At 58.5% G+C, this 25401-nt stretch carries 24 protein-coding genes; 17 read left to right on the forward strand and 7 right to left on the reverse strand.

Annotated elements, in window-relative coordinates; translation table 11 throughout:
- Positions 1–41: 41 nt before the first annotated feature.
- Positions 42–1811: an ABC transporter ATP-binding protein gene (locus EKK30_RS12515; protein WP_290985518.1), complete on the forward strand. Its 1770-nt coding sequence runs from the start codon at positions 42–44 to the stop codon at positions 1809–1811.
- Here the strand turns inward: EKK30_RS12515 and EKK30_RS12520 are convergent.
- From EKK30_RS12520 to EKK30_RS12530, 3 genes are all read right to left on the reverse strand, one after another.
- A complete protein-coding gene (locus tag EKK30_RS12520; RefSeq protein ID WP_290985520.1) occupies positions 1808–2812 on the reverse strand; it encodes an NAD(P)-dependent oxidoreductase in 1005 nt (334 codons plus the stop codon). The genes EKK30_RS12515 and EKK30_RS12520 overlap by 4 nt on opposite strands.
- A complete protein-coding gene (locus tag EKK30_RS12525) occupies positions 2809–4155 on the reverse strand; it encodes a nucleotide sugar dehydrogenase (RefSeq protein ID WP_290985521.1) in 1347 nt (448 codons plus the stop codon). Before EKK30_RS12525 ends, EKK30_RS12520 begins: the two co-directional genes overlap by 4 nt.
- A gap of 182 nt (positions 4156–4337) precedes the next feature.
- Positions 4338–5294: a GDP-L-fucose synthase gene (locus EKK30_RS12530; RefSeq protein WP_290985522.1), complete on the reverse strand. Its 957-nt coding sequence runs from the start codon at positions 5292–5294 to the stop codon at positions 4338–4340.
- A 204-nt stretch (positions 5295–5498) separates the two neighbouring features.
- On the opposite strand from EKK30_RS12530, the gene EKK30_RS12535 reads away from it, so the two are divergent.
- Positions 5499–6215 (forward strand): MgtC/SapB family protein, encoded by a 717-nt coding sequence (locus EKK30_RS12535; protein WP_290985523.1) that lies wholly within the window; start codon positions 5499–5501, stop codon positions 6213–6215.
- A gap of 141 nt (positions 6216–6356) precedes the next feature.
- A complete protein-coding gene (locus EKK30_RS12540; RefSeq protein ID WP_290985526.1) occupies positions 6357–6491 on the forward strand; it encodes a hypothetical protein in 135 nt (44 codons plus the stop codon).
- Positions 6492–6516: 25 nt separating this feature from the next.
- On the opposite strand, the gene EKK30_RS12545 is transcribed toward EKK30_RS12540, so the two are convergent.
- Complete coding sequence (locus EKK30_RS12545; RefSeq protein WP_366927338.1) at positions 6517–6912, reverse strand: MOSC domain-containing protein; 396 nt, start codon at positions 6910–6912, stop codon at positions 6517–6519.
- Between the two features lie 117 nt (positions 6913–7029).
- Positions 7030–7515 (reverse strand): hypothetical protein, encoded by a 486-nt coding sequence (locus EKK30_RS12550; protein WP_290985528.1) that lies wholly within the window; start codon positions 7513–7515, stop codon positions 7030–7032.
- Positions 7516–7798: 283 nt separating this feature from the next.
- On the opposite strand from EKK30_RS12550, the gene EKK30_RS12555 reads away from it, so the two are divergent.
- The 5 genes from EKK30_RS12555 (at position 7799) to EKK30_RS12575 (ending at position 12078) form a co-directional block, all read left to right on the forward strand.
- The gene (locus EKK30_RS12555; RefSeq protein WP_290985530.1) at positions 7799–8599 is read left to right on the forward strand and encodes a cobalamin-binding protein; all 801 of its coding nucleotides are present in this window, start codon (positions 7799–7801) and stop codon (positions 8597–8599) included.
- Positions 8600–8733: 134 nt separating this feature from the next.
- A complete protein-coding gene (locus EKK30_RS12560) occupies positions 8734–9198 on the forward strand; it encodes a hypothetical protein (protein WP_290985533.1) in 465 nt (154 codons plus the stop codon).
- Between the two features lie 673 nt (positions 9199–9871).
- Complete coding sequence (locus tag EKK30_RS12565) at positions 9872–10093, forward strand: hypothetical protein (protein WP_290985536.1); 222 nt, start codon at positions 9872–9874, stop codon at positions 10091–10093.
- A 125-nt stretch (positions 10094–10218) separates the two neighbouring features.
- On the forward strand, positions 10219–10557 hold the full coding sequence (locus tag EKK30_RS12570; protein WP_290985539.1) for a hypothetical protein: 339 nt from the start codon (positions 10219–10221) through the stop codon (positions 10555–10557).
- A gap of 60 nt (positions 10558–10617) precedes the next feature.
- Positions 10618–12078: an MFS transporter gene (locus tag EKK30_RS12575; protein WP_290985541.1), complete on the forward strand. Its 1461-nt coding sequence runs from the start codon at positions 10618–10620 to the stop codon at positions 12076–12078.
- Here the strand turns inward: EKK30_RS12575 and EKK30_RS12580 are convergent, their stop codons facing one another.
- Both EKK30_RS12580 and EKK30_RS12585 read right to left on the reverse strand, forming a co-directional pair.
- Positions 12079–13677, reverse strand: coding sequence for a DHA2 family efflux MFS transporter permease subunit (locus EKK30_RS12580; protein WP_290985544.1), 1599 nt, complete (start codon positions 13675–13677; stop codon positions 12079–12081).
- Between the two features lie 46 nt (positions 13678–13723).
- Positions 13724–14959, reverse strand: a complete 1236-nt coding sequence (locus tag EKK30_RS12585; protein WP_290985547.1) for an HlyD family secretion protein — start codon at positions 14957–14959, stop codon at positions 13724–13726.
- A 110-nt stretch (positions 14960–15069) separates the two neighbouring features.
- Here EKK30_RS12585 and EKK30_RS12590 point away from each other — a divergent pair, with 110 nt between their 5' ends.
- The 9 genes from EKK30_RS12590 (at position 15070) to EKK30_RS12630 (ending at position 25387) form a co-directional block, all read left to right on the forward strand.
- The gene (locus EKK30_RS12590; protein ID WP_290985550.1) at positions 15070–15717 is read left to right on the forward strand and encodes a TetR/AcrR family transcriptional regulator; all 648 of its coding nucleotides are present in this window, start codon (positions 15070–15072) and stop codon (positions 15715–15717) included.
- A gap of 150 nt (positions 15718–15867) precedes the next feature.
- The gene (locus tag EKK30_RS12595; protein ID WP_290985553.1) at positions 15868–17022 is read left to right on the forward strand and encodes an HlyD family secretion protein; all 1155 of its coding nucleotides are present in this window, start codon (positions 15868–15870) and stop codon (positions 17020–17022) included.
- A complete protein-coding gene (locus EKK30_RS12600) occupies positions 17019–18620 on the forward strand; it encodes an MFS transporter (RefSeq protein WP_290985556.1) in 1602 nt (533 codons plus the stop codon). Before EKK30_RS12595 ends, EKK30_RS12600 begins: the two co-directional genes overlap by 4 nt.
- Positions 18621–18823: 203 nt before the next feature.
- Positions 18824–19444 carry a ribonuclease H-like domain-containing protein gene (locus EKK30_RS12605; protein ID WP_290985559.1) on the forward strand — a complete coding sequence of 207 codons (621 nt, stop codon included), beginning with the start codon at positions 18824–18826 and terminating at the stop codon, positions 19442–19444.
- Positions 19445–19530: 86 nt separating this feature from the next.
- Positions 19531–21486, forward strand: a complete 1956-nt coding sequence (gene lptC, locus EKK30_RS12610; RefSeq protein WP_290985562.1) for an LPS export ABC transporter periplasmic protein LptC — start codon at positions 19531–19533, stop codon at positions 21484–21486.
- Between the two features lie 60 nt (positions 21487–21546).
- Positions 21547–22404, forward strand: a complete 858-nt coding sequence (lptB, locus tag EKK30_RS12615) for an LPS export ABC transporter ATP-binding protein (RefSeq protein WP_290985565.1) — start codon at positions 21547–21549, stop codon at positions 22402–22404.
- Between the two features lie 44 nt (positions 22405–22448).
- Positions 22449–23984, forward strand: a complete 1536-nt coding sequence (gene rpoN, locus EKK30_RS12620) for an RNA polymerase factor sigma-54 (RefSeq protein ID WP_290985568.1) — start codon at positions 22449–22451, stop codon at positions 23982–23984.
- A 226-nt stretch (positions 23985–24210) separates the two neighbouring features.
- Positions 24211–24828, forward strand: coding sequence for a ribosome-associated translation inhibitor RaiA (gene raiA, locus EKK30_RS12625; RefSeq protein WP_290985571.1), 618 nt, complete (start codon positions 24211–24213; stop codon positions 24826–24828).
- A gap of 94 nt (positions 24829–24922) precedes the next feature.
- Positions 24923–25387 carry a PTS sugar transporter subunit IIA gene (locus tag EKK30_RS12630; protein WP_290985574.1) on the forward strand — a complete coding sequence of 155 codons (465 nt, stop codon included), beginning with the start codon at positions 24923–24925 and terminating at the stop codon, positions 25385–25387.
- Positions 25388–25401 lie beyond the last annotated feature (14 nt).

A 25401-nucleotide genomic window follows, 5' to 3' on the forward strand; every position in this document is an offset into this window, starting at 1 on the left:
GCAGCAAGTGCCCGCACGCATGTTACTGGGGAAAGTGCTAAATGGCAGATCTCTCGGCATTTTCGAGCCGCCCGTACCGCTTCGTTGTTCGCACGCTGGCTAAGTACAAGCTGGCGCACGCCATCATTCTTTGCGCTGTCGCCGGCGCCGTCACCTGCTCGGTGTCAACGCAGTACGCAGTGAAGTATCTGGTCGATGCTCTTTCCGATCCCAGTCATCACGACGCGATATGGAGCGCGTTCATCTTTGTGATCGCGCTTATCGCTGCCGACAATCTCTTATGGCGTGTTGCGGCCTGGGTGGGCCATTCTGCTTTCGTGAGCGTTTCTGGAAGTGTTCGACGTGACCTGTTCAAGCATCTTACAGGACATTCGCCGAGCTTCTTCCTGACCCAGCCTCCGGGCTCGCTCACGAGCCGCATTACCGCCACCTCCAATGCACTCTACACAAGCGAAACGCTGATTACGTTTAATGCGCTGCCGCCTCTCATCGCGACCTTTGTCGCGATTTGCTATTTGGCAACCGTCAGCGTGACGATGGCGGCAAGCTTGACCGCCCTCGTCGCGGTGGTGGTTACGGTGATGTTTCGTTGGGCGGCCCAGGGCAAGCCCTTGCATCGCAATTATGCGGAGGATGCGGCGGCAGTCGACGGCGAGATGATCGATATCATCTCAAACATCACGCTCGTAAAGGCTTTTGGGCGCCTTAAGGGAGAGCACCGTCGCTTGGCAAGTGTCGTAAGCGAAGAAACACGTTCCCGGCGACGAAGCCTCTATTACCTCGAAAAGCTACGGATTTTCCACGCGCTCACAACTGCCGCGCTGACCTGCGCGCTCCTCGCCTGGGCCATTCATCTCTGGCAAAAGGGGGCAGCTTCAGCTGGCGATGTCATTCTCGTGTGCACGCTTGGCATTTCGATCCTCAGCGCGACGCGTGATCTGGCGGTCGCGCTCGTCGACGTCACTCAGCACCTTGCGCGTCTATCGGAAGCGCTGACGAAGCTGTTGGCGCCGCATTCCTCGACGACGCGCCCCCTCTACTCGTTGCCGACGGCGAAGGCGAGCGCGATATCGTTCCGAGATGTTACGTTCGGTTATCCGAATGGAAAGCAGCTTTTCACCTCGCTAGACCTGACGATAGATGCAGGATCTCGGGTCGGAATAGTCGGACCTTCAGGCGGCGGTAAAACCACCCTATTCTCGCTTCTGCAGAGGTTTTACGTTCCGAAATCCGGTGCCGTACTCATAAATGGGCGCGATATTGCTGGCCTGACTGACGAGGCGTTGCGGAGGTCCATTGCCGTGGTTCCGCAGGACGTCACCCTCTTCCACCGCTCCCTCCGTGACAACATTCGCTACGGTCGACCGGGCGCTACCGATGAAGAAGTCTGGAACGCGGCGGAGATGGCAAGGTGCCTTGGTTTCATCGAGCAGCTTCCAGATGGTCTAGACACCATCGTGGGCGATCGTGGAGCGCGGTTGTCGGGCGGTCAGCGGCAGCGTATCGCCATCGCGCGAGCATTCTTGAAAGACAGCCCGATCCTACTGCTCGACGAGGCGACCTCAGCGCTTGATACCCAGTCGGAAGACTTAATTCGCGAAGCGCTGGCGACTTTGATGCGCGGACGCACAGTTGTAGCCATAGCGCACCGCCTTTCCACGCTCAGCAACTTCGACAGGATCGTGGTGATGCAGAGCGGACAAATTATTCAGGACGGTCCGCCGGACAATCTTCTTGCAAAGGCCGGGACTTACAAATCGCTTATCGATCTGGAAGTTAGACGTTTGCGCGGGGTCGATGTCGCCGCCTAGCCCGCCAGAGCACGCGGTCTATCCCTCGGCATATCTGGGGCCGCTGCTCTCAGGTACCATTCAACTGTGCGACGGATTCCGTCTTCAAGCGAAACTAGAGGCGCGAAGCCAAGAGCGCGTATGCGGGAAATTTCCGGACAGCGGCGAAGTGTTCCGCCAGCGGGAAAATCGGATGGTAAGAGATAAGCCTTGCGACCGATCTCGGCGAAGATCATTTCGGCTAGGCAGGCTATACTCACCTCCTCTGCTGTTCCGACGTGATAAGTTTCACGATGCGCGCCGTTCGATATCACCAACATCAAGCAATCGATGAAGTCATCGATGTAAATAAACGAGCGGGTCTGGGAGCCGTCGCCTTGGATTTTGAATGGGACCTCTCCAGAGGCATAGCGCGCACACTGCTTGGCGGCGCGGGCGGTTAATTGAGGGATGACGTGTTCGTCTCCCATGTCCGGGCCGTAGACATTATGAGGTCTGAAGACGATCAACTTCTTGAAAACGTCGCGCAGATAATTGGCGACAATGATTTCAGATATGAGCTTGGAGCCGCCATATGAGTAGCGCGGATTCCAAGGGTCTGGGATCGTAAGGGGTGCGTTCTCCGGTGTCGGCACGACTGCGGGCGTCTGATAGGCTTCCGAAGACGACGCAAGTATGAACTCCTCGACGCCGTTAGCTCGGGCCGCGTCTAGCGTTGCATAGAGACCGCGAATTCCGACGTCGAGAACGAGTTCGGGCCGCGTGTAGAAGTTCTCAGTTCCGTTCAAAGCCGCCAAGTGAATGATCGAATCGACACCACGCGCGGCATTGATCATGGCGGCCGTGTCTCGGACATCGCAGCTCATCAATTCAAATTCGCCAGCAATCTCCAACAAGCGATGATGGCGGCCGCGCAAATCGTTGTCCACGACGCGTACCCTGTGGCCATCCTTTACTAAGCGCCGCACGAGATAGGAGCCGATAAAGCCTGTCCCGCCGGTAACGAGATAATGCCTGCTCATGCGAGCTCCATTTTCTCTCTGCCAAGTGCGATGAACCGAACACCCGCCGGAAGCGTATCGGGCGCGACGTCGTGCATATTCCAAAGATCGTAGACGAGCGCTGGCGTCGACATACGTTGGGTCGCCGTGGCGAGATCGAGATTCTGCAATTCGACATGATTGTTGAGGAGAAAGACGATGTCTGCGCCTTCGAACGCCTCTTCAAAGTGGCGAACTGCCTCGAACCCGAATGCACTTTCCGTAACATCCGGGCGCACGACGGGATCAAAGCCCCGGAATGTTGAGTCCGGGAAAGCGTCTTTCAACGCCGCGTAGATTGGGAACGCCATACTGCCGCGAAGGTCGTCCGTCGCGGGCACGCCCTTGAACGCCAAGCCGAGCAACGAAATCGTTGGATGATTGCTGAATGCGGAGATTGATCGCGAGGCTGCACGAGCCATCGCGGCGATCTGCTTGGGCTGCACCTCGTTGGTTTGTCGTGCAGCGCGCGTCACGGGCATTTCGACGCCGAACCGGCGCGCCGATTCGACTAATATATGCGGGTCTTTTTCTAAGCATGGGCCGCCTACCGGACCAGGCATCGGAACATTCGTCCGAGGGTAGCCGAGCTTGCCCGCACGAATGATTTCCGCGGCTGAAAGACCCGCTTCGCTGCAGAGTTTGGCGACTTCATTTGCGAAGCCGAAGCTCACGTCGCGGTAAGTGTTGTCAACAAGCTTTACGAGTTCGGCTGCTTCGAGGGAGGAAAGCGCAACCGTTGTAGGGGTCAGCCTGTTGAACAGCATCTGACAACGCCGGCGCGTCATGCGGTCGTCAGCCCCGATAATCTGCGGAAGCTCATTGAGCTCCAGCAGCGCTCGGCCCTCCAAGGTGCGTTCGGGGCAGACCGCCAGCTGATAGGATTTATCTGAACGATCAAGGATAGGAGCCACGATCTCACGCGCGGTTCCGAGTTTTACGGTAGAGCGCAGGATAACCAGTGCGCCATCCTTCATGACCTTTCCGACCTCGGCGGCTGCATCTGCCGCCATATCGATTCGTGCGGCGCCATCCGCACCTAACGGTGTTCCAACGGTGATGATGTAGACGTCAGCGTCAAAGTGCGGCGGAGGCGATGTGAAGACCTCGAGGTCGCGACGGGCCATTACGCGCTGGAGTTTTTGATCCAGCCGAGGTTCCCAAAAATGGGCTTTCCGCTGCCACAAGCTTTCCACTACATCATCGCGCCTCTCCACACCGGCTACGTTGAAGCCGGCGTCAGCCATCGCCACCGCGAGCGTCAGGCCCACGTATCCCAGGCCGATCACGCAGATGTTCTGATCAGGAAAGACTTCGAAGGTCATGGAGGCTCCACACACTTGCAGGCCGGGGACCGAGCACGAACCATGGCGGTGAGCCTGGGCAATGCTGCAATCTCTGGTGGAGACAGCTAATATGCACAATCTAAGATGCGCAAGCGCAATTCTGCACAACCATCGAAATCACTGGGGACGAGTTACCTCGAGTGCCTAGCGAGGGCAGAGATCTATGCCGCTCTCACAGCTTGGCGATTGCGGCAATACCAGCTGTAGGTGGACGTGATGCCGTCGCGAATTCCGGTGCTCGGCTCCCAGCCGAGGCCGAGCAGTCGGGAGGAATCCATGAGCTTGCGAGGCGTGCCGTCGGGCTTGGTGGGGTCGAGCCGGATTTCACCTTCATAGCCGACGATGTTCTTTATTATCTTGGCGAGCTCTAGGATCGGCAGATCATAGCCAACGCCAACATTGATGTGTTCCGATCCGGAATAGTTCTCCATTAGGAAGATGAGCGCCCCGGCCAGGTCGTCGACGTACATGAATTCGCGGCGCGGCGTTCCGCTTCCCCAGAGAACGACATGCGGTGCTTTCGCGGCTTTCGCCTCATCGAATTTCCGGATCAACGCCGGCAGGACGTGACTGGAATGGAGACTAAAATTGTCGTTTGGGCCGTATAGATTGGTCGGCATCGCCGAGATGAAGTCGCGATTGTGTTGGCTTCGGTAGGCCTGGCAAAGCTTAATCCCCGCGATCTTGGCGATAGCGTACCATTCGTTTGTCGGCTCCAATGCCCCCGTCAGAAGCGCGTCCTCGCGTATCGGCTGATGGGCAAGCTTTGGGTAGATGCAAGAAGATCCGAGAAAGAGGAGCTTCGAGACGTCCGCTTTATGCGCAGCGTGAATGACATTCGCCTCTATCATCAGGTTGTCGTAAAGGAAGTCCGCCGGGCATGTGGCGTTTGCCATTATGCCTCCAACTTTTGCCGCTGCGAGGAAGATAGTGTCCGGCCTGTTCTTCAAGACCCAGGCCGTTACGGCAGCTTGGTCACGTAAATCTGCCTCGGTTCTGTCCAGCGTCAAAGGCGTGCAATCGCCTCGCGCTTCTAAGGCCCGCAGGATCGCCGATCCCACCATGCCCCGGTGGCCCGCGACCCAGACCCTGCTACCTGCGAGCGAAAACTTTTTCATCAATTCCCCCTTCGGACCCAATCGAACCTAGGTCAGGGGCCACTCCACAGCAAGTATCGGCACCGTCGCCCACTGTCGGAGGTTGCAGGCCACGCCCTTCGATGGGGAAGCTGAGCGAAGAACTCCTCGCACCTCCTGCTCTGTCATAAGATTGGCATGTCCGGCAGGAATGGGTAATCGCCGGCCGGCTAGCTTTTGGGCAACATGCGCTTCATACAGACCTTCCACCTCATCCCCTTCCTCGACACGATCGTCAGCTTTGTCGCCGCTTTCGTATTCGGCACGCTGATCGGGCTTGAACGGCAATTTCGCCAACGCAATGCAGGGCTGAGAACGAATGTCCTCGTCGCCGTCGGCGCGGCTGGCTTCGTTGACTTGGCCCAGGGGCTTGCCGGGGATGAGGGCGCGGTCCGGGTCATAGCCTACGTCGTATCCGGCATCGGTTTTCTTGGCGCCGGGGTCATCATGAAGGAGGGATTGAACGTCCGAGGCCTCAACACGGCGGCGACGCTCTGGTGTTCGGCGGCAGTCGGGGCGTACGCAGGCGTCGATAAGGTTGCCGAGGCGGCTCTGATGACCGGGTTCGTCATAGCCTGCAATACGATGCTGCGGCCACTGGCGAGCGTCATCAACCGGATTCCGATCAAGGCAGAAAGTGTCGAGGCGACGTATTCGGTTCACGTCACCACCGAGACCGAACACTTGGATGTCGTTCGAGACGCTCTAAAGCACCTGCTTAAAGACGCGAGCTATCCGGTTGCGGAGATCGACGTGATCGAGCGGCGGGACGATCAGGCCGAGGTGGTCGCTACCTTGACCAGCACGGAAGTGGATGCTGCCGAACTCGACAGCATCATCGAGCGAATTCGCCACCACGCGGACGTGACGCATGCTTCCTGGAGCGCCAGCACCCAGTCGTAGCAGCTGATCCAATCGGTCGGGCGGTGCCAATCTGAAAGAATTTTCGCCTCTTGGGTGATTAGTCACGATTCTTTAGCGGAAACGGAACAAGTTGGCGGCGTCCCGAGTTTGCCCGCCATTGCGCTCCGGAGTTATCCCTCGATGCCCTATTCGTTTTTCGCGGTCTTGAACGTCCTGCCGCAGATCGCGCTTGCCGCGGTCCTGCCGATCGCTGGTATCGCAGTCGTCAGCTATCTAATTAAAGCGACCCGGCCGAGAATCGCCGAAAGCCAGTGAGCGCCTAAGCGGCAATTCGGCTGCGCTAGCTCACCCGCTCGATCAAATCGCCGATGCGGATTTTCCCTCCGGTTGCTATTCGCGCCGTGAGACCTCCCCGCCCTCGAACAGCGTTATAGCCGCCCGGCCCGAGGTTCGTTTCCATTTGACTGCAGGGGGCGCACTCCCCGGTGATCTCAAGAACGGCGATGCCGATGCGTATTTTTTCCCCCTTGAGCGCGTTCAAGTTCAAGCCGCGCGTGACCAAGTTCCGCCGGAGAAGCTCGGGCCGGACCTGATCTCTCTTCATAAAGGAAGCGATCGCAGCGATATCCTCAGCGGCTATCAGCGTGACTTGACGCGGGCCGTTCCTTTGCGTCCGGTAACGATCACCCTCGATGCCCTTCTCGGCGACAAGTAGCGCCGTAGAGGGCGCAATCATTTCAGCTTTGCGGCTTGGACGCAGGCCGATCCAGGTAAGGCTCCCCGGCCCAATCGGGCCGGAGAGAAGTTGCGCTATGCTCGATTGAGGGTGGAAGGCGGCCACCGAACCAGGAGCCTATTGCTTTGGGTCAGCAGGCTTAGATTCCGTGGGCTTCGTTTCCGCCGACTTCGTCAACTCGTTCCATTTGTCTCCGAGTTGCTTCTTGAGATCGTCGATTTTCTTCGAGGCCTCATCGCTTTTCGCGTTGAAGGCAGCGCGAGCTGCCGTGTAGTCGGCATCCGAGAGTTCAAACTCAGTCATGAACGGACAACCGCCGTGCGAGAGATTCGGGGCGGCGTAGCGAACGCGGATGGTACCAGGGGTTGCGCCAGGCCCGACCTTCATGACCACCGCGTCTTTTTCCATGTGGCACTTCTCGCCCTTCGCGATCTTCTTCAGGTCAACGGTGACGAATTTGCCGCCTTCATTCAAAAGCGTGACGTCCATCGCGCTCGGCATAAAGCCCAGCTCGATGCTGTCGTCCTTGCTTTCTGCGTGCGCCACTGACGACAATGCCAGAAACGACGCTGCAATCAGATAAGGCTTCAAGGTCGACTTCATTTTCAGGTTCCTTCCGCTATCCCATGAATCGGGCGCGATCCTTTGACAGACCGAACATGTATTTCTGATGAACCATTGCCGCCGATTAGCGGAGGTCAGATTTGACGGCCCATAACCACGCCCGAAGCTATTTGTTCCTAGTTTTCGGCAAAATGCAGACTAGATCGACTTTGGTCTCATTGCGGAGTATCGACTGCAATTCCCCAGCAATTCTCAGGAGATGGGGCGCGTACGGAGCTCGGCGCCTCGGCCGAATAGTTTGATCGACCTCCTGGCCAATCGCATGCACACCTTTCCGCCCCGTAGACTTGTATGCCTGACCGAAGAAACGGTCGAGACGCTTTACCTGCTTGGCGAGCAGGATCGGATCGTTGGCGTTTCCGGCTATGCGGTTCGCCCGCCGGAGGTGCGCCGGGAGAAACCGCGCGTCTCATCGTTCACGTCCGCCGACATCCCCAAGATCCTCGCGCTCGAACCCGATCTCGTCCTGGCCTTCTCCGACCTCCAGGGACCGATCGCCGCCGAACTCGCAAGCGCCGGCATTGCGGTGCATCTGTTCAATCAACGCAGTCTCGCTGGCATCTTCACAATGATCCGCACTCTTGGTGCGCTGGTGGGATGCTCTGAAAAGGCCAATGATCTCGCCACGTCGCTGGAACGCCGCGTTGAAACAATTCGCGCGGAGACGAGCCCGCAGTTCGGCCGCCCTCGCGTCTACTTCGAAGAGTGGGACGATCCGCTGATTACGGGGATCGGCTGGGTCTCCGAACTGATCGAGGTTGCGGGCGGTGAGGACATCTTTGCCGAGAGGGGGCGCGAGCCGAGCGCCAAGGACCGCATCGTGAAAGCCGAAGACGTCTTGGCTCGAGCGCCCGACATCATTCTCGCGTCCTGGTGCGGCAAGAAGGTTCGACCGGAAAAAATCCGGGATCGTGAGGGTTGGCGGATAATACCGGCCGTTCAGGGCGACCGGATCTTCGAGATAAAGTCGCCGATCATCCTGCAACCCGGGCCAGCGGCCCTCACGGATGGGCTTGATGCCATTCGCGCGGCTCTGCGGAGCGTGCCCAGAAGCCGCAATTAGCCATATTCCCGGATAAGTGCGCGGAAAGCGCTAAGTTGATTTTTATCACGGCCGCGGAACGGGCTTACCCCTCCCGCGTAATCTGTTAGGTTAGCGGTGTGGGGGCACCCGAGCCTTAGGCTGTGAACGGTGCCATGTCAGATCGCGTCTATGCGTCACTATTTTATATCGCCTTGATCGTCGGCAGCTCCTGGGTTGCCGTTTCCGTCGGCGAGGCGCTTACCCGACAAGCGCTAACGCGTCTATCGCTCGTCGAGCCGTCAGATCCCCGCCCTTCCCGGGTCGATAACTTCCTGGCCGCGCGTGAACGTTCATCCCAGCCGGTGGATAAGCAAGAGCCGTTGATTCCAGCCGCCAATGCGGCGCCGATCGGTCCCTTGGCAAAGGCAATGGACGATGCAGAAACAGCTGTGGCCGAGCCGGACGCAGAAGCGTCCGAGGAGACCGCCAGCACAATCGATTCAGCAGTGACCCCGGTTACGCCTAAGCCTCGCGTCGCGGGTTGGTCCAAGCGGATATCCAAGCGCGACGTTTCCAGTGCCCTGCAGGACGAGAGCTCATCGCACCTCATCATGCGTGCGTTGCGCGCAGAAATGTAAGCCGATCATTGGAAGAGAGAGGTGGGCACCCGGCGGGGGGATGAGGGGGGATGGCCGAGTGCCCACGCGTGATCCTCATTCCGGGGGGAGGACATGAGGTATACGGATCATACCAAAAAGCTGCGATCAATGGGTTAACGCGCGGCGACTCGACGAATAAAATCGTTTAAATAATGCCAATATTTAGCGCATTTCGCGAATTCGCATTCGACCAAAGAACGATGCCGCGCATGAGGCGCTCTTAGCTCAGCACAATTGAACATCGAAACGGTGCGCAGCAACAAACATCTTCGGCTCCGCAGCAGTCCTCCGACGACTAATCTATCGGGGGTAATTGGCGGCCATTGTGTCTACTAACGGCCGCTCGGCTCTGAAGGGATTTCGTAGAAAGCGCTTGCTCCCAAGCACGTGCAAGAACGTACACCAGCACGATCGCGAACCCATAAAGACTCGCGATGAAAATGATTACGGGGATGGCTTCCTCTTCAGGCATTGTGCCTCCGATCTCGCACTCCCAAGAGATGGACACCGGGGCAGCGGGCGACAAGACTGCCATTCCTCTTGTCGCAGTCTCCTCCTGCCTCCGGCCGGATCTCTGCTGTGGAGATCGAAGCCGTGTCACTTCTCCGCTTCGCGGCAAATCGCCTAGCTTCGGATGCGAGGGGGGACTCGCATGAACACCAAGCTCGTCTCACTGTTGCACCGAGAGGCGACTGCTCGCCTCAATGCGGCCGAGTACGAACTCGTCGGCTTCACCAGGGCCTGCCGCGGCAAAGTCGTCGATCTCAACGAGATGACCCACATCCGCTATTTGCGCGACCGTGTTGAGAGGGCGCGAGCGCGCCAATTGCGCTGGACCCACTATCGTTTCATGGTCGAAGCTGGCGTCAATTGAGCTTTGCCGAGAATTCGAGCAGCCCGTGTGCCATTCTGTTCAAACAGTCATCAGGCTTTCGCGCGCCATTGATGTAGAATCGCAATATCTGCAATCCGATTCGCGTTCCCAAAGGGACGAACGACGTGACGCTGGTCATCGTCTTCATCGGCGCTATTTGCGACTACTATTTCGGTGCCGTTGGCGCCGTGCTTGGCGCTTTGGTGGTGATGGCATCACTGTCAAAAAGCAAGGCGAATGTTCTGTTCCCATGGGTTCTGGTCATCGGACTATGCTGGGTTGCCGGTGCGCTTGTTGCGGGTGACGAGGGCGCTGTCTTCGCCATCGCCCTGGCAACAGGTTTGGCATTCTGGTTCGAAACCGGCTCGAAAGTGTTCAAGTCCGCCTTTCGGCGTCGGCAGATGTCCGTGCCGGACAATGGCGGGCCATTTCGCGTCTCTCTTCCTGCTGCCGACGAGAGTTAGACCGCATCGAACCTGCCGGGTACTGGCGCGTTATGCTGCCGTCCTGCTCGCGGCGGTTTCATGCAAAAGACGGTACCTAATACAAACCCGGAAGCCGGTGGCTCAATCCAAACGACGATACCGCAGCGGCTCGACCGGCTGCCATTCGGCCGTTTTCATATACTCGTCATCGTTGCACTCGGAATTACCTGGATACTCGACGGTCTCGAGGTGACACTCGTAGGGGCTATCGCCGGCGCGCTGAAGGACAGCCCGACGCTTCGCTTCACCAACACCGACATCGGACTTGCAACGAGCGCCTATCTTTCGGGAGCAGTGCTGGGTGCCATCTTTTTCGGTTGGCTGACCGACCGGCTGGGGCGGAAGAAACTCTTCTTCATCACGCTGATCACCTACATGCTCGCCACCGTGGCGACCGCTTTGTCATGGAATTTTGCCACGTTCGCAATCTGCCGTTTCTTCACCGGCGCGGGCATCGGCGGGGAATACACTGCAGTCAATTCCACCATTCAGGAGCTGGTCCCTGCCCGCTTCCGTGGCTGGACCGATCTCGCGATCAACGGAAGCTTCTGGCTTGGCGCTGCGCTTGGAGCCGTGGGGGCCATTTTCCTCCTCAACGGCGCATTCTTTTCGCCGGAGACCGGCTGGCGATTGGCATTCGCCATTGGCGGCGGCATCAGCGTGATCATCTTCGCCATGCGGCTATGGATTCCAGAGAGTCCCCGTTGGCTGCTGACTCACGGCCGGGCCAAAGAGGCCGAGAAGATCATCGGAGATGTCGAGGCTGAATTCGAGCGCGAAGGCTACGTCCTCGATCGGGCTGCGCTCAAGCCGACACGCCTCAAAGCGCGGACGCACACCCCGCTTGCGGAAGTGGCAAGCTCGATTTTCCGAACCCATCGCGATCGCGCGATTGTCGGCTTCTCCCTGATGGCCGCGCAGGCATACTTCTATAATGCAATCTTCTTCACCTATGCGCTGGTCCTGTCCTCGTTCTATGGCGTGCCAACCAATCGGATCGGCTTGTATATTCTGCCCTTCGCAATTGGAAACTTCCTCGGTCCGCTACTGATCGGGCGGTATTTCGATACCTGGGGCCGCCGTCCGATGTTGGTCTTGACCTACGGTGTGTCGGGACTGCTGCTCGCCGTTACGGGGCTTCTGTTCGCTGCCGACCTCGTAACCTCCTGGCAGCTGACGATCGCTTGGGTCGTCGTCTTCTTTTTTGGTTCGGCGGCAGCGAGTTCGGCCTACTTGACCGTGAGTGAGTCATTTCCGCTCGAAGTCCGCGCGCTCGCGATAGCCATCTTCTATGCCGTCGGAACGGGCGTGGGCGGCATCATAGGGCCGTATTTTCTCGGGCATCTCATCGATACAGGATCGCGGACCAGCGTATTAGCAGGATATTTGATCGGCTCCGCGCTGATGATTATCGCAGCGGGCATTGCCGCGATGAAAGCCGTCGCCGCAGAACGCAAACCCTTGGAAGACGTCGCTCGCCCACTCTCCGCGTCCGATTGATCAATGCGCTGCGGCGCCAGCTCCTGCCTTGGCCTTCCGTGCGAACAATAGCGATACAGCCGCGATCGACAGCATCACTCCGATGACCGCGAACGTATCGCTGAAGCCCATAATCAAAGACTGCCGCTTTACGACCTGCCCAAGAGCGACAATCGCTTGATGCTTAGCGGTCGCGATATCCGACACGCCGTGGGCCATGAAATAATTCGTCATCTCGTCGATGCGCTGGCGAACGTTGTCGCGGTAGACGTTGACGGACTGACCAATGATGTTGGAATGGAATTGCTCGCGCTTCGTGATGATCGTGGCAAGCGATGCCGTGCCAACCGCACCGGCAAGGTTGCGAAGCATGTTGAAGAGGCCGGACGCGTTGGCCGCATCCTTAGGCGCGATCCCAGCGGTCGCTATCGCCGTCAGCGGCGTCAACACCAATGCCTGGCCTACAGCGCGAACGATGTCGGGCACAAACAGCTGGTCGCCTGAGTAGTCGAGCGACATCTGGGTATTCATGAAGCAGCTTGCCGCAAAAAGGGCGATACCGACAATCGCGATGTAGCGGACATCGAAGCGTTTCATCAGCATCGGTACGAACGGAATAATTAGGAGCTGCGGCAGTCCCGTCCAGGCAAGTACGTATCCAATCTGCTCCGAGTTATACCCTTGCACTTGGCCAAGATACTGAGGCAGCACATAGACCGTGCCGAAAAGCGCGAAGCCGACGAGCATGTTTGCGATCGTGCCGATGCCGAAGTTCCGGTTCTTCAGAAGACGCAGATCAACAAGCGGCTTCTTCACCACCAGTTCAATCCAGACGAAGGCCGTGAGAAAAACGACCGCGGTAACGGCCAGCTTGACGATGAATGGCGAGCCGAACCAATCGTCCTTGTTGCCTTCTTCAAGCATCGTTTGCAGCGAAGACAGCCCGATCGCCATCGTGAAGATGCCTGCCCAGTCTCCTTCTCGCAGAAGCCCTAGCTGCATTTTTTCCTTCTCGAGCGTCAGCGCCAAAGCGACGATCATGATCGCGCTCGGGATCGTGTTGATGAAGAAGATCTTCTGCCAGCCGTAGTTTTCGGTGAGATAGCCGCCAATGGTCGGGCCGATCGCAGGCGCAAAAGTGACGGCGATTGCAAACAAAGCGAGACCGATAGGCTGCTGCGTCTTCGGTAGCTTGGTCACCACCATCGTGAATGCCATAGGTATCAAGACGCCGCCGGCGAAGCCCTGAAGGCCGCGCATCGCGATCATTTCACCCAAATTGTGGGCGAAAGCACATGCCATGGAGAAGACCGCGAAGAAGAACGTACTAGCGATCATGTAGCGGCCGAAAGAGAAGACGCGGCTTAGGTAACCTGTCAGGGGAATGACGACGATTTCACCGATCAAGTAGGAGGTCGAGATCCAGGCGCCATTGTCTGCGCCTGTGCCAATTCCGCCCTCAATGTCGAGTAACGACGCATTGGTGATCTGAATGTTCAGGATCGACATGAATGCGCCGATCATGCCGGCGATCACGGCGACCCAAGTCGTCAAGCTGGCACGGTCGGCGCCATCTGTTGGGCCGGAAAAGGACGCTGCAGGTTGTGCCATGCTCGCCATCGGTCGCCTCCTTCATGCGAACGCCTCGGTCGAAGCGTTCGCACCGTTACTTTGCCGCCAAGGACGTCGTGATCTCTGCGGGCTTTTTGGTTTTGATCGTTGGATAGACCGACATTCCCGGCCGCAATTCTCCGGCCAGCGGGCTTCCCTTATCGAATGTGATCTTCACGGGAATGCGCTGCACGATCTTGGTGAAGTTGCCAGTGGCGTTGTCAGGCGGAAGCAGTGCGAACTGCTGGCCGCTCGCCGGCGCCAGGCTATCGACATGAGCCGGGATCTCGACGCCCGCGAACATGTCGATCTCGACGTTGACGGCCTGACCTGCCCGGACGTGTTCGATCTGCGTTTCCTTGAAGTTGGCGACAATGTATGCCGCCGTCATCGGAACAACGGCCATCAACTGTGTGCCGGCTTGAACGTATTGACCGACTCGGAGGGTTCGGTTGCCGACAACACCCTCGATCGGCGACACCACCGTCGTATAGGACAAGTTCAATTCTGCCTGATCTTGAACCGCTTCATCGTGCGCGAGCGTCGCCTTGGCTTGGGCGACTTGCGCCTTCAAGATCTCGACCTGCTTTTCAGCATTCGTCAGGGTCGCGGTGTCGCGTGCAATCGATGCTCGGGCTGCTGCAATGCGAGCCTCCGCCTGCTGCGCGTTTTGTACGCTGCCGTATCCAGTGGTCGCGAGGTGGCTATAGCGCTCGCTGTCCTGCTGCGCGAATTTTTCGTTCGCTCGGTCGACATCGATCGTCGCTTTCGCACCGTCAATGACTGACTGCTGCGCGTCGAGGGAAGCCTGCTTGTCGGCAACTGCCGCTTTGGCGGCTTGCACATCGGCTTTCGCCTGCTCGAGCGCGACCTTGAAATCGCGATCATCGATGCGAGCTAGCGCCTGACCGGCCTTTACGTGCTGGTTGTCGCCGACAAGAACTTCGGAAAGGTAGCCGGAGACCCGTGGAGCGATGGTCGTGTTGTCGGCCTGGACATAGGCGTCGTCCGTCGAAACATCGAAGCGCCAAACACTCCAATATTGCCAACCCAGGTAGCTTGCTGCGGCTAGGGCTGCCAAGCTGGCACCAGCGATCAGCAATCGGCGGACGCCATGGCTCGCGGTGGCAGGCGGAGCTTCAGCGGTCGCCCCTGTTTTGGCCTCAGCCTCCGGCACACGGCCCACCACGGACCCTGCATCGGTTTGGCCAGTTGCTGAGCGCAGGTAGGGGACTGATTTTGCGTCAGGAATCTTGTTTTGAGAGGATAAAGCGTTGGAGCGAAGGCTCATTTGGAATGCTCCTGAAAGATCACCGCGTCTCGGTTGCAGCGATTTAGAAACTTGTTGTTTTCCAAAATAGGCACCATAATCTGCTTGTCAAGACATTTTGGAAAACGGCCATGGTAGAAAATAGCGCAGTCACGAAACGTTGCCGCGGACGACCGCAAATCCGGTCCGATCGCGAGACGTTGGAGCTGATCGTCGAGGCTGCTGCCGCGGAGTTTCAGGCCAACGGGTTTGCCGCGACGACGATGGGAACCGTGGCCCAGCGCGCCGGCATCTCGACGAAGACGATGTATCGCCTGGTGCCTTGCAAGGCGGATTTGTTCGAGAAGGTGATCTCGGAACGCATCGGCACCTTCATGCTCGAGGTCAATCCAGCGGAGCTCGACAAATATGAGCTCTGCGAAGCGATGGAGCACATCCTGGTTTCATTCGGCACTCTCACGCTGAGCAAAGCGACGATCGGTCTACTGCGCCTCGTGATTGGAGAAAGCGACCGGTTCCCCGAGATCGCTGCTGCATTCCACCATATCGCGGTCGTTCAAACGACTGACGCCATCGCGGGGTGGCTCGAACGGCAACGGGATCGTGGGCTTTTGAAGATCGACGATCCAGTCCGGTCGGCATCCGCGTTACGTGGCATGATGACGATGGATCTGCAGCGCTCGGCCATGCTTGGCGTCGGGCACGTGCCGACCGCCGAGGAGATCGAGGCACGCGCCAAATTCTGTGCGCGGCTCTTTCTCGACGGCTGCCGCGCTTAACTGCAGTCTGCGTTAGACGCGCGGCATCGCTGCAAGATTTTTGGTCTTCCCTTCGCATTCGGGATGAGGCAACGAGCCAGGGCGGCCGGCGTATTGCTGGGCTGCACGGACGTTTAGAGGACCCGCGCGTTTTCAGCCCAGAGGAGCTTCATGACCGACAGCGCACCCGAGGAAAAGGATTCGCCCCGCCGGACGCTGCCTGCGTGGTTCTACACGACGCTTCGTGTGCTTGCCGTCGCGTTCGCGATCTTCCTGGCCTGGTATGTCGCCGGACATTGGGACAGATGGACCGGCGCGGCGCGTTTCGAGACGACGGACGACGCGTTCATCTCGGGCGACGTCACACCGATATCGGCCAAGGTTTCGGGATACATAAAATCGGTGGACGTCAAAGACTTTCAGCCGATCAGGAAGGGAGATCTGATCGTTCAAATCGACGCCCGTGACTATGATGCTGCGCTTATCCAGGCGCGGGCCAATGTTCAGGCGGCGGAAGCCAATCTCGCCAACCTCGCAAACCAGAAAGATGTGCAACGCAGCCTGATCCGTCAGGCGGACGCCACCATCAGTGCGACGACGGCTGACCTTGATCGCTATAATCTGGAAGAAGAACGCCAACGCAATCTGCTGAAGACGGGAATTGCCGGCACGCCCCAAGGGATGGAGCAGGCGGAAGACAATGCCAAGCGGACCGCCGCGCAGCTGGAACTCAATAAGGCGCAGCTCGAACAGCAGAAAGCGATCCTGGCAAGCCTCGACGTCGAGCAAAAACAGCTCGAGGCGCAGGTCAGCGCCGCAAAGGCCCAGGAAGCGCTGGCACAAAACAACGTCGACTATACGCGCATCGTTTCACCCGATAATGGGCTCGTTGGTCAGCGGCAGGTGCGCCCGGGACAGTTCGTCAACGTCGGCACCCAAGTCATCTCGGTCGTATCGCTTCCTAACATTTGGGTCGTTGCGAACTACAAAGAAACGCAAATGACCAACGTCCGCCTCGGGCAGACGGCCTCAGTGCATGTCGACGCTTTTCCCGATCTTAAGCTCACAGGGCGCGTTGACAGCTGGTCACCTGGAACCGGCAGCACATTCGCGCTTTTGCCGCCCGACAACGCAACCGGCAACTTCACCAAAGTCGTGCAGCGCGTGCCCGTCAAGATCGTTCTCGACAACAATCCTGCCCTGGGCACTCTTGTGAGGCCGGGCATGTCAGTCGAAGCGACGATCGATACGGGGGGCAAACAGCCGGACAGTACCCCCGATAGTTCGAGCGGGACCCCGGAAATTCCGTCGAAAGCCGAGAAATGAGCGTCCCGGCCGCATCTGCTGTCGTGGCTGCATCCGCCGGCGGGGCAGTGCAGTCAGCGGACAATGCGCACACGATCTCGGCTCGTCCCTATATCGGCCTCGTCGGCGTCTTGCTCGGCGCCACGATGAGTACGCTCGGGAGCCGCACAACGACCTTCGGCCTCGCCGACTTGCGTGGCGGATTGCACGCCGGTTTTGACGAAGGCGCCTGGATTACGACGAGCTTCGGCGTGGGCCAGATGTTGATTGGCGTGGCCTCGCCGTACTTGGGCGCGATCTTCGGAGTGCGGCGGATGCTGCTCCTGGGCATCATCGTCTTTTTCATGACCAGCCTACTGGGACCGCTATCGCCCAATCTTAAAGCCTTTCTCGTAATGCAGTTTCTCGCTGGAGTCGGATCGGGCACATTCATCCCGCTGACCGTCAGCTATATCCTTCGCAACTTGCCGAAGGGTCTCGTGATCTACGGCATCTCCATTTATGCGATGAACTCCGAGCTTTCGCAGAACGTCGCCGCGTCGCTGGAAGGCTGGTATACCGATCACCTCTCTTGGCACTGGATCGATTGGCAATACTGCGTGGCGTTGCCGATCATGTATCTCTGCATTTGGTACGGCATGCCGGTCGAAGGTGGATTGAGCCGCCGGCTGCGCGATCTGGATTGGCCCGGGATTTTCTACGCCGGCGCAGGGTTCGGACTGCTTTACGCGGCCCTCGACCAAGGCAATCGGCTCGATTGGTTGAACAGCGGCCTCATCGTAGGTCTTCTTGTCAGTGGCGGTCTTCTCACTTTGCTCTTCATTTCTCGCGAACTGATCTCGCCGAGGCCGTTCGTAAACATAAGAGTCATTGCTCAAGAAAACCTCATTCCCTTGTTGCTTCTGCTTGCCGGCTTCAGGTTCATCATCCTGTCGACGGCCTACATCATCCCCAGCTACCTCCAGACGGTTCAGAATTTTCGGGAGTTGCAGGTCGGCGCCGTATTGCTGTGGATCGCACTTCCGCAATTCGCCATTGTTTTGCCGCTCGGATACGTGCTCAAGCGCGTCGATGGCCGGTACGTTCTCGCGCTCGGAAACCTGATGATCGGCATTGCGTGCCTCATGGGCACGAACCTCACAAGCGAATGGGCGACCAACGATTTCCTGCCGTCGCAAATCCTGCAAGCGCTAGGTCAATCATTTGCGCTGACCAGCCTTATCGTTCTCGTCATCAAATCGATCTCTCCGGCCGATGCGCTCACGATCGGCAGCCTTCTGCAAATGACCCGGCTCTTCGGTGGCGAGATCGGCACGTCGTTCATGCAAACCTTCGTTCGCGTGCGAGAGCAGGTTCATTCGAACCTTATCGGCCTGCACGTCGATACGCAGTCGGCAATGACGGTGGACCGTTTGACGGACTACCAGAACATCCTTGGCGCCCATTCCGCCGACCACGCCATCACCGCCGGACGCGCTACAAAAGTTCTTGGATCTGCTGTCGCGCAGCAGGCCGCAGTCTATTCCTATATCGATGGCTTCCTTGCAGCGGCTATTGGATCAGCGGTCTGCTTGCTACTTGTCGCCCTGGTACAGAAGCCAAAGAACCCGGCCTTTTGAACCTCATCCGGCGAAAACCCGAGTTTCGGGTGGACCAGAGGCGGCGCGCGCTTGCTATGCGCGGAATACGAATGCTACAGACCTGATGCATCGAATCCGAATGCATTATCCGCGACTTCAAGTGCTTGGCGTTTCAAGCTCGCTTTCCTCCGAGTGTCCCGCGGGCATGTCCATCGGCTGCTATGGGGACAGGTGAAAACATCATGAGCGAATCAAAAATCAGCATTCACCATGGCGATCTGCCAGCGGGGCTCAGTTTCCCCAAGGGAGTGGCCATCGACACGGAGACGCTGGGCCTCAATCCGCATCGGGATCGTCTCTGTCTCGTCCAACTATCTAGCGGCGATGGATCCGCACATCTCGTAAAATTCGATGGCAAGACCTACGAGGCGCCGAGGCTGAAGGCCTTGCTCGCCGATCCGGCGGTTCTGAAGATCTTCCATTTTGCGCGCTTCGACATCGCTGTCTTGAAGCAGTATCTCGGCGTCGACACGGCACCACTTTACTGCACGAAAATCGCTTCGAAACTCGCGCGCACATACACCGACAGGCATGGGCTCAAAGATCTTGTCGGCGAACTCCTGGGCATCGAACTTTCAAAGCAGCAGCAGAGCAGCGACTGGGGTGCGCAAGAGCTGTCCGACAGCCAGAAGTCCTATGCGGCGAGCGATGTGCTTCATCTCCACGCGCTAAAAGACAAGCTCGATATGATGTTGGAACGGGAAGGACGCCTTGCCTTCGCGAAAGCCGCTTTCGGCTTCCTGCCGACCCGGGCGAAGCTGGATCTGGCGGGCTTCGGGGACGACGACATTTTTGCCCACTAACGGCCAAATAGGCCTCTCCCAGTGGTCAGGTCCCAAAGTCACCCCAATTAGAGGCGAGATTGTGAGATCTGAGGGGGGTTTACGGTATGGCCAGTATGGCTGCCACCGATAATTCGGGCTACGGGCGGGGGCGCGAGCGCGCTTCCGGCAACAGCATCGTGATTGCCGGCGACCGAACCAAAAGCAGGCTCGCCGCTACCCGCCACTCGCGTCGCGTTCGCACACTGAAAATCGCCCTGCCGGCATTCGCCGTAGCGATGACCGGCTTCGTCGCAATGAACATCCTTGGGAATGCAGGCGTTGGCCCGGTACTTCCGCCGCTGGAAGTCCCCAAGATCGTTGCGGACAATCTGAAGATGCACAATCCGCACTATCAGGGCTTCAACGCTGATGGCGGCCATTACTGGGTGAAGGCGGAGACGGCGCAGCAAGATCTCAAGGCGCTAACTGCCGTGCATCTCGACGGGATCACTGGCGAACTGACGGACGCGAAAAAGCAAAAAACATATCTCACTGCCGTACGTGGGATCTTCGACAACAAATCGAACATTCTCGAGCTTTACGAGTCGATCAATGTCACGGGTGACGGCGGGCTGAACGCCAAGCTCACACGAGCCACGATCCAAACGAAAGAGAACATCATTACGTCGGATCAGCCCTCGACGATCCTGATGAGCGCAGGCCAAATCACGTCGAACCAACTCACCATCCGTCAGAAAACCAAGGAATACACCTTCCTCGAAAACGTCCGCACGCATTTGCAGCCCAAGCCCGCTTCGGCGGAAGCAACCAACACGGCGGCGCAGAACGCGCTTCCTTTCGGCAAGCCCGGACAGCCGGTTGATGTGGCGGCCAATAGACTTGATATCGACGACGTCAAGAAGACGGCGATCTATTCAGGGCAAGTCGTGGCCACGCAGGATGGCGCAACGATGACCTCTCCGGAGATGACCGTTACGTATGAGGGGGCGGTAGCGCCAGGCGCGAAGGGCGAGAAACCTCCGACCGATGCCACCGCTGCGTCCGATCCGGCTTCCACAAAGGTCAAGCTGATCGTCGCGAAGGATTCGGTTGTTCTGCAACAACCGAACGGTCAAACCGCGACCAGTCGCGCGGCAACATTCGACACCGTCGCGAACACGGCGGTCCTCGAAGGAGACGTCGTGTTGACGCAAGGCGATGACCGCAAGGCGGTAGGGGATCGCGTCGACTATGATCAAGCCGCACAGACCATGATCCTCACCGGTCCTGTCGTGGTGACGCAAGGTGCCAACATCTTGAAGGGCCGACGGCTGGTCTATAATCGGGCGACGCAAAAGATGCAGCTCTCGGCGCCCGCCAATGTCATGGGCGGAACATCAGTGGGGCGCATCACGGCCCACTTCGTGAAGCCATCGACGAAGGGCAACGCCACCCAGTCGTCAGACAATGATGATAGCGGCGACGGCATCTCGTTCGGCGCGGCCTTCAAGTCCGATCCGAACGCGCCCTATGATGTCGTTGCGGACCGGCTCGATGTCGATGACAACGCAAAGAACGCGACATTCACTGGCAACGTCTCGGCCGTTCAGGGCGCCGTTACAATGCGTTCTCAGGAATTGATGGCGTTCTACACTGGAAGCGCTGGCATGGCGCCGGATGACAAGGCGGGGTCGGAAACCGCAAAAGCTCCCGCGGCACTCACGCATCTCACGGCCAAGAAGAAAGTCGTGGTGACCGCTAAGGACGGGCAGACGGCCACTGGGGACTGGGCAGAAGTCGATGTCAAAAAGAACCTCACGACATTGGGCGGCGCCGTCGTGCTGACGCAGGGCAAGAACATCGTCCATGGAACGCGACTGGTCATCGACATGAACACGGGCGAAGCGACCATCAAGACAGAACCCACGGGACGCGCGGATGGCGCCGTCGTTAGTAGCAGCGACGGCGATGGGAAGGGAACCGTCTTCAAAGCCGAGCGTCCGAGCGCAATTTTCTATCCGGGACAGCTCAAAAAATCCAAAATTCAAGCCGATGGCTGGCAGGTCCGTACGTCACCTTGACCAAGTGGCGGAACTGGACGCAGTACAGTGGACGTGCCCCGAGCAACGGCGGAGTACTTGGTGTTTAAGGCTCTACCAATTCGCCTAAGATCGCCTGGCCGGGCCGAAGCACGCCAGGGTGCGGTCGGCTATGCCAATGGCAGTACCGCCGCCCATGCGGCAGCGGATGATCCGCATGCGATCGGAGCGGATGGTTGGCTCACGGCCTATGACGTCAAGAAGTCCTACCGAAAGAGGATGGTCGTCAAAGGCGTGAACCTGGCCGTCGGGCGGGGAGAGTCTGTGGGGCTATTGGGTCCGAACGGCGCAGGCAAAACGACCGTCTTTTACATGATTACCGGGCTTGTCGCCGCCGACCAGGGACGCATCACCATCGACGGCGAAGATGTCACGAAGCTACCAATGTATCAGCGGGCGCGACTCGGCGTTGGCTATCTGCCACAGGAAGCGTCGATTTTTCGTGGCCTCACCGTCGAGCAGAACATCATGGCGGTGCTCGAACTGATCGAGCCGAACCGGAAGGCGCGCAAGGAACAACTCGACAGCCTGCTGGAGGAATTTTCCATCACGCGGCTTCGAAAATCGCCCGCCATGGCGCTGTCCGGAGGTGAACGGCGGCGCTGCGAAATCGCGCGTGCCCTGGCCTCTCGGCCATCGTTCATGTTGCTAGACGAGCCCTTCGCCGGCATCGACCCGATCGCCGTCGGAGATATTCAACAACTCGTTCGCCACTTGACCGAACGCGGCATTGGTGTGTTGATCACGGATCATAACGTTCGTGAAACATTAAGCCTCATCGACCGCGCCTACATCATTTATGATGGTCAGGTTCTGACGCAAGGCAAGCCTTCTGAAATCATATCGAATGAAGATGTGCGGCGAGTCTATCTTGGCGATATGTTCGTTAATTCGCGTTGAGTATAGGTGGCTCCGGAATCTTAATAACGGAGCAACGGATTAGCGTGGCGCTTTCAGCAAAATTAGAGCTGAGACAAGGCCAGCAGCTGGTTATGACACCGCAGCTGCAGCAGGCCATACGCTTGCTCCAACTCTCCAATCTCGAGTTGACCGAATTCGTGGATTCCGAGCTCGAGCGAAACCCTCTGCTCGAGCGTGAAGATAACGCTTCGCCGAAGGCTCCCGAGGAGCTCTCCATCGACCGCCAGGAGGACCCCAGCGCCACGACCGATGACCGCTGGCTGGACCTCAGAGAGCCCGTTCACGATCATACCGGCGGCCTCGATGTGGACTTTGGAAACGTCTTCCAAGAACCAGGAACTGGCGAGCCCGGATCGGCCGCTGCGGCTCCTTCTGGCCTGAGCTGGGCCAATGTCTCTCAGCGCATGCATAACGGGGGCGATGGCGACACCGATCTAGAAGATTTTGTCGCCAATCAAGTCTCGCTACGAGAGCATCTGAGTGCCCAGTTGCCGCTTACGGTAAAAGATCAAACCGAGAGACTTATCGGCCAATACCTTATCGATTTGGTGGACGAGGCGGGTTACATCCCGGCGGATCTCGACGTTCTCGCCGAACGCCTCGGAGCGCCGTTGGAACTGATCGAAAGCGTGCTGACAAAGCTGCAGACGTTCGATCCGCCCGGAATTTTCGCCCGTTCGCTGGCTGAATGCCTCGCGCTCCAGCTCAAAGATCAAAACCGATACGATCCATTGATGGCTGGCCTCCTGGCCCATCTCGACCTGCTCGCGAGCCGAAACATCCCTGCCCTTAAGAAAGCGTTAGGGATCGATATGGACGAGCTTGCCGATATGATCCGCGAGATCAAACGGCTAAATCCGAAGCCTGGATTGAAATTCGGATCCGTTCAGCTTCAGCCGATCGTGCCCGACGTTATCGTTCGAGCCGCATCGGATGGCGGATGGCACGTGGAGCTGAATAGCGACACTCTGCCACGCGTCCTGGTCAATCGGACTTATTACACGCGCATCGCACGGACCGCGACCTCCGAGAAAGACAAAGGCTACCTGTTCGACTGCCTGCAAACGGCGAATTGGTTGGTCAAGAGCCTCGATCAGCGCGCCCGAACGATCTTGAAGGTCGCAGAACAGATCGTCCGCCAACAGGACGCGTTCTTCATGTACGGCGTGCAGCACCTGCGACCGCTCAACCTCAAGGTGATCGCGGACGCGATATCGATGCATGAATCGACCGTTTCGCGAGTGACATCCAACAAGTATATCGCGACCCCGCGCGGCATTTTCGAGCTGAAATACTTCTTCACTTCCGCCATCGCGTCCGCCGCTGATGGCGAAGCGCACTCTTCCGAGGCGGTCCGCCACCGCATTAAGCAGCTCATCGATGCTGAAAGCGCCGGAGACGTGTTGTCCGATGATCAACTCGTCGACCGCCTGAAGGGCGAGGGCATCGACATCGCCCGCCGCACCGTTGCCAAGTACCGAGAGGCAATGCGCATCCCTTCTTCCGTGCAGCGGCGTCGCGATAAGAGAATGGTGGAACGTTTGAGTGGTACGGCGTGAGTTTCGCCTGCTAACCAAATGGTCCGACTGCATTTTTTCGTTACATTGGCGTCCGAACCGTGATTTGACAGGGTGCGAGGCCGGCCGTATCGATTATGAACACGCCCGGTTGAAGTGGTGGTCACACTTTCTTCCGCGCGACACGGTAGCTGTCCCTTTGCCTCCGAGCCGATGCTGCTCGGCAAGGGACGCAAGGGGCTTCGACAGTGCAGGACAGGCATCATTCATGACCATCCAGATTACCGGCAAGAACGTTGAAGTTGGCGATGCTTTCCAGACTTACGCCGGCGACAAGATCCGCGCCGTCCTTCACAAATACATGGCACGTGAGGTTGATGGCCACATCCGGCTGGAACGCGAGCGGGAGCTGTTCAAAACGACGTGCTCCGTCCGCCTGACGAACGGATTGCTGCTCGAGGCGCATGGCGATGGCGCTGATGCGTACGGAAGCGTCGACTCGGCGGCGCATAAGCTTGAAACTCGGATACGCCGCTACAAAGGGCGCATAAAGCACCATTCATCGGCAGCCGCAGCCCGCCGCAAAGTGGATATCGCGGCGCGCGACCATGTCGTGAGCCTTAGCGACGTCGATGAGCCACCGCACGATGAGGCGAATCCGCTTATCATCGCGGAAGGCCAGCGAAATATTGGTCATATGACCGTGAGCGAGGCGGTCCTGCAGCTCGACTTATCGGAAGCGCCGTTCATGATTTTCAAGAACGCCGCTCATGGAGGGCTCAATGTCGTCTACCGACGGAATGACGGGCACATCGGGTGGATCGATGCGGATTTGCCAATCGCTGCGAAACCTAACGGCGCGGCGACGGAAAAGCACGCGGACTAAGGATCATTGAGCCTCACATCGGGGACGGGTAGACGCTGCCCAATTCGCAGCGGCGGGTCACTGTGATGGCCATATCATTTTGGATGGGACCGGGATGAATATCGAAGACATACTGGCTGCCGACGCAATCATTCCGCGTCTCGAAGCTGCTGACAAGAAACAAGCTCTGCAGGCGCTTGCCGCAAGAGCGGAGATCGCCACGGGGGCCAGCGCGCCCGATATCTACGCGGCGCTTCTGCAGCGGGAGAGGCTGAGTTCGACAAGCCTGGGGCGCGGCATTGCGATCCCGCACGTTAAATTGCCAGCGGTGCGCGCGATCACGTGCATCTTCGCCCGGCTCGAGCATCCGATTCCGTTTGAAAGCCATGACGGCGAGCCGGTCGACCTTCTGTTTTTCCTGCTCGCACCTGAGGGCGCGGGGGCCGATCACCTGAAGGCGCTCGCGCGCATCTCCCGGCTGGTCCGCGATCCTGCGACCCTTGAAGGTCTTCGCGGGGCCAAGGATGCCGAAGCGCTCCGCGGCGTACTTACCAAGCCGGTGACGTCGCACGCCGCATAAGCCGTTCGCGGTGT

It is taken from the genome of Hyphomicrobium sp. (genome assembly GCF_003987855.1).
Taxonomy (GTDB): domain Bacteria; phylum Pseudomonadota; class Alphaproteobacteria; order Rhizobiales; family Hyphomicrobiaceae; genus Hyphomicrobium_B.

Coding starts and splice junctions, on each gene's coding strand:
- EKK30_RS12515 (WP_290985518.1), top strand. CDS start 42: ATGGCAGATCTCTCGGCATTTTCGAGCCGCCCGTACCGCTTCGTTGTT.
- EKK30_RS12520 (WP_290985520.1), bottom strand. CDS start 2,812: ATGAGCAGGCATTATCTCGTTACCGGCGGGACAGGCTTTATCGGCTCC.
- EKK30_RS12525 (WP_290985521.1), bottom strand. CDS start 4,155: ATGACCTTCGAAGTCTTTCCTGATCAGAACATCTGCGTGATCGGCCTG.
- EKK30_RS12530 (WP_290985522.1), bottom strand. CDS start 5,294: ATGAAAAAGTTTTCGCTCGCAGGTAGCAGGGTCTGGGTCGCGGGCCAC.
- EKK30_RS12535 (WP_290985523.1), top strand. CDS start 5,499: ATGCGCTTCATACAGACCTTCCACCTCATCCCCTTCCTCGACACGATC.
- EKK30_RS12540 (WP_290985526.1), top strand. CDS start 6,357: ATGCCCTATTCGTTTTTCGCGGTCTTGAACGTCCTGCCGCAGATCGCG.
- EKK30_RS12545 (WP_366927338.1), bottom strand. CDS start 6,912: ATGATTGCGCCCTCTACGGCGCTACTTGTCGCCGAGAAGGGCATCGAG.
- EKK30_RS12550 (WP_290985528.1), bottom strand. CDS start 7,515: ATGAAGTCGACCTTGAAGCCTTATCTGATTGCAGCGTCGTTTCTGGCA.
- EKK30_RS12555 (WP_290985530.1), top strand. CDS start 7,799: ATGCACACCTTTCCGCCCCGTAGACTTGTATGCCTGACCGAAGAAACG.
- EKK30_RS12560 (WP_290985533.1), top strand. CDS start 8,734: ATGTCAGATCGCGTCTATGCGTCACTATTTTATATCGCCTTGATCGTC.
- EKK30_RS12565 (WP_290985536.1), top strand. CDS start 9,872: ATGAACACCAAGCTCGTCTCACTGTTGCACCGAGAGGCGACTGCTCGC.
- EKK30_RS12575 (WP_290985541.1), top strand. CDS start 10,618: ATGCAAAAGACGGTACCTAATACAAACCCGGAAGCCGGTGGCTCAATC.
- EKK30_RS12580 (WP_290985544.1), bottom strand. CDS start 13,677: ATGGCGAGCATGGCACAACCTGCAGCGTCCTTTTCCGGCCCAACAGAT.
- EKK30_RS12585 (WP_290985547.1), bottom strand. CDS start 14,959: ATGAGCCTTCGCTCCAACGCTTTATCCTCTCAAAACAAGATTCCTGAC.
- EKK30_RS12590 (WP_290985550.1), top strand. CDS start 15,070: ATGGTAGAAAATAGCGCAGTCACGAAACGTTGCCGCGGACGACCGCAA.
- EKK30_RS12595 (WP_290985553.1), top strand. CDS start 15,868: ATGACCGACAGCGCACCCGAGGAAAAGGATTCGCCCCGCCGGACGCTG.
- EKK30_RS12600 (WP_290985556.1), top strand. CDS start 17,019: ATGAGCGTCCCGGCCGCATCTGCTGTCGTGGCTGCATCCGCCGGCGGG.
- EKK30_RS12605 (WP_290985559.1), top strand. CDS start 18,824: ATGAGCGAATCAAAAATCAGCATTCACCATGGCGATCTGCCAGCGGGG.
- lptC (WP_290985562.1), top strand. CDS start 19,531: ATGGCCAGTATGGCTGCCACCGATAATTCGGGCTACGGGCGGGGGCGC.
- raiA (WP_290985571.1), top strand. CDS start 24,211: ATGACCATCCAGATTACCGGCAAGAACGTTGAAGTTGGCGATGCTTTC.
- EKK30_RS12630 (WP_290985574.1), top strand. CDS start 24,923: ATGAATATCGAAGACATACTGGCTGCCGACGCAATCATTCCGCGTCTC.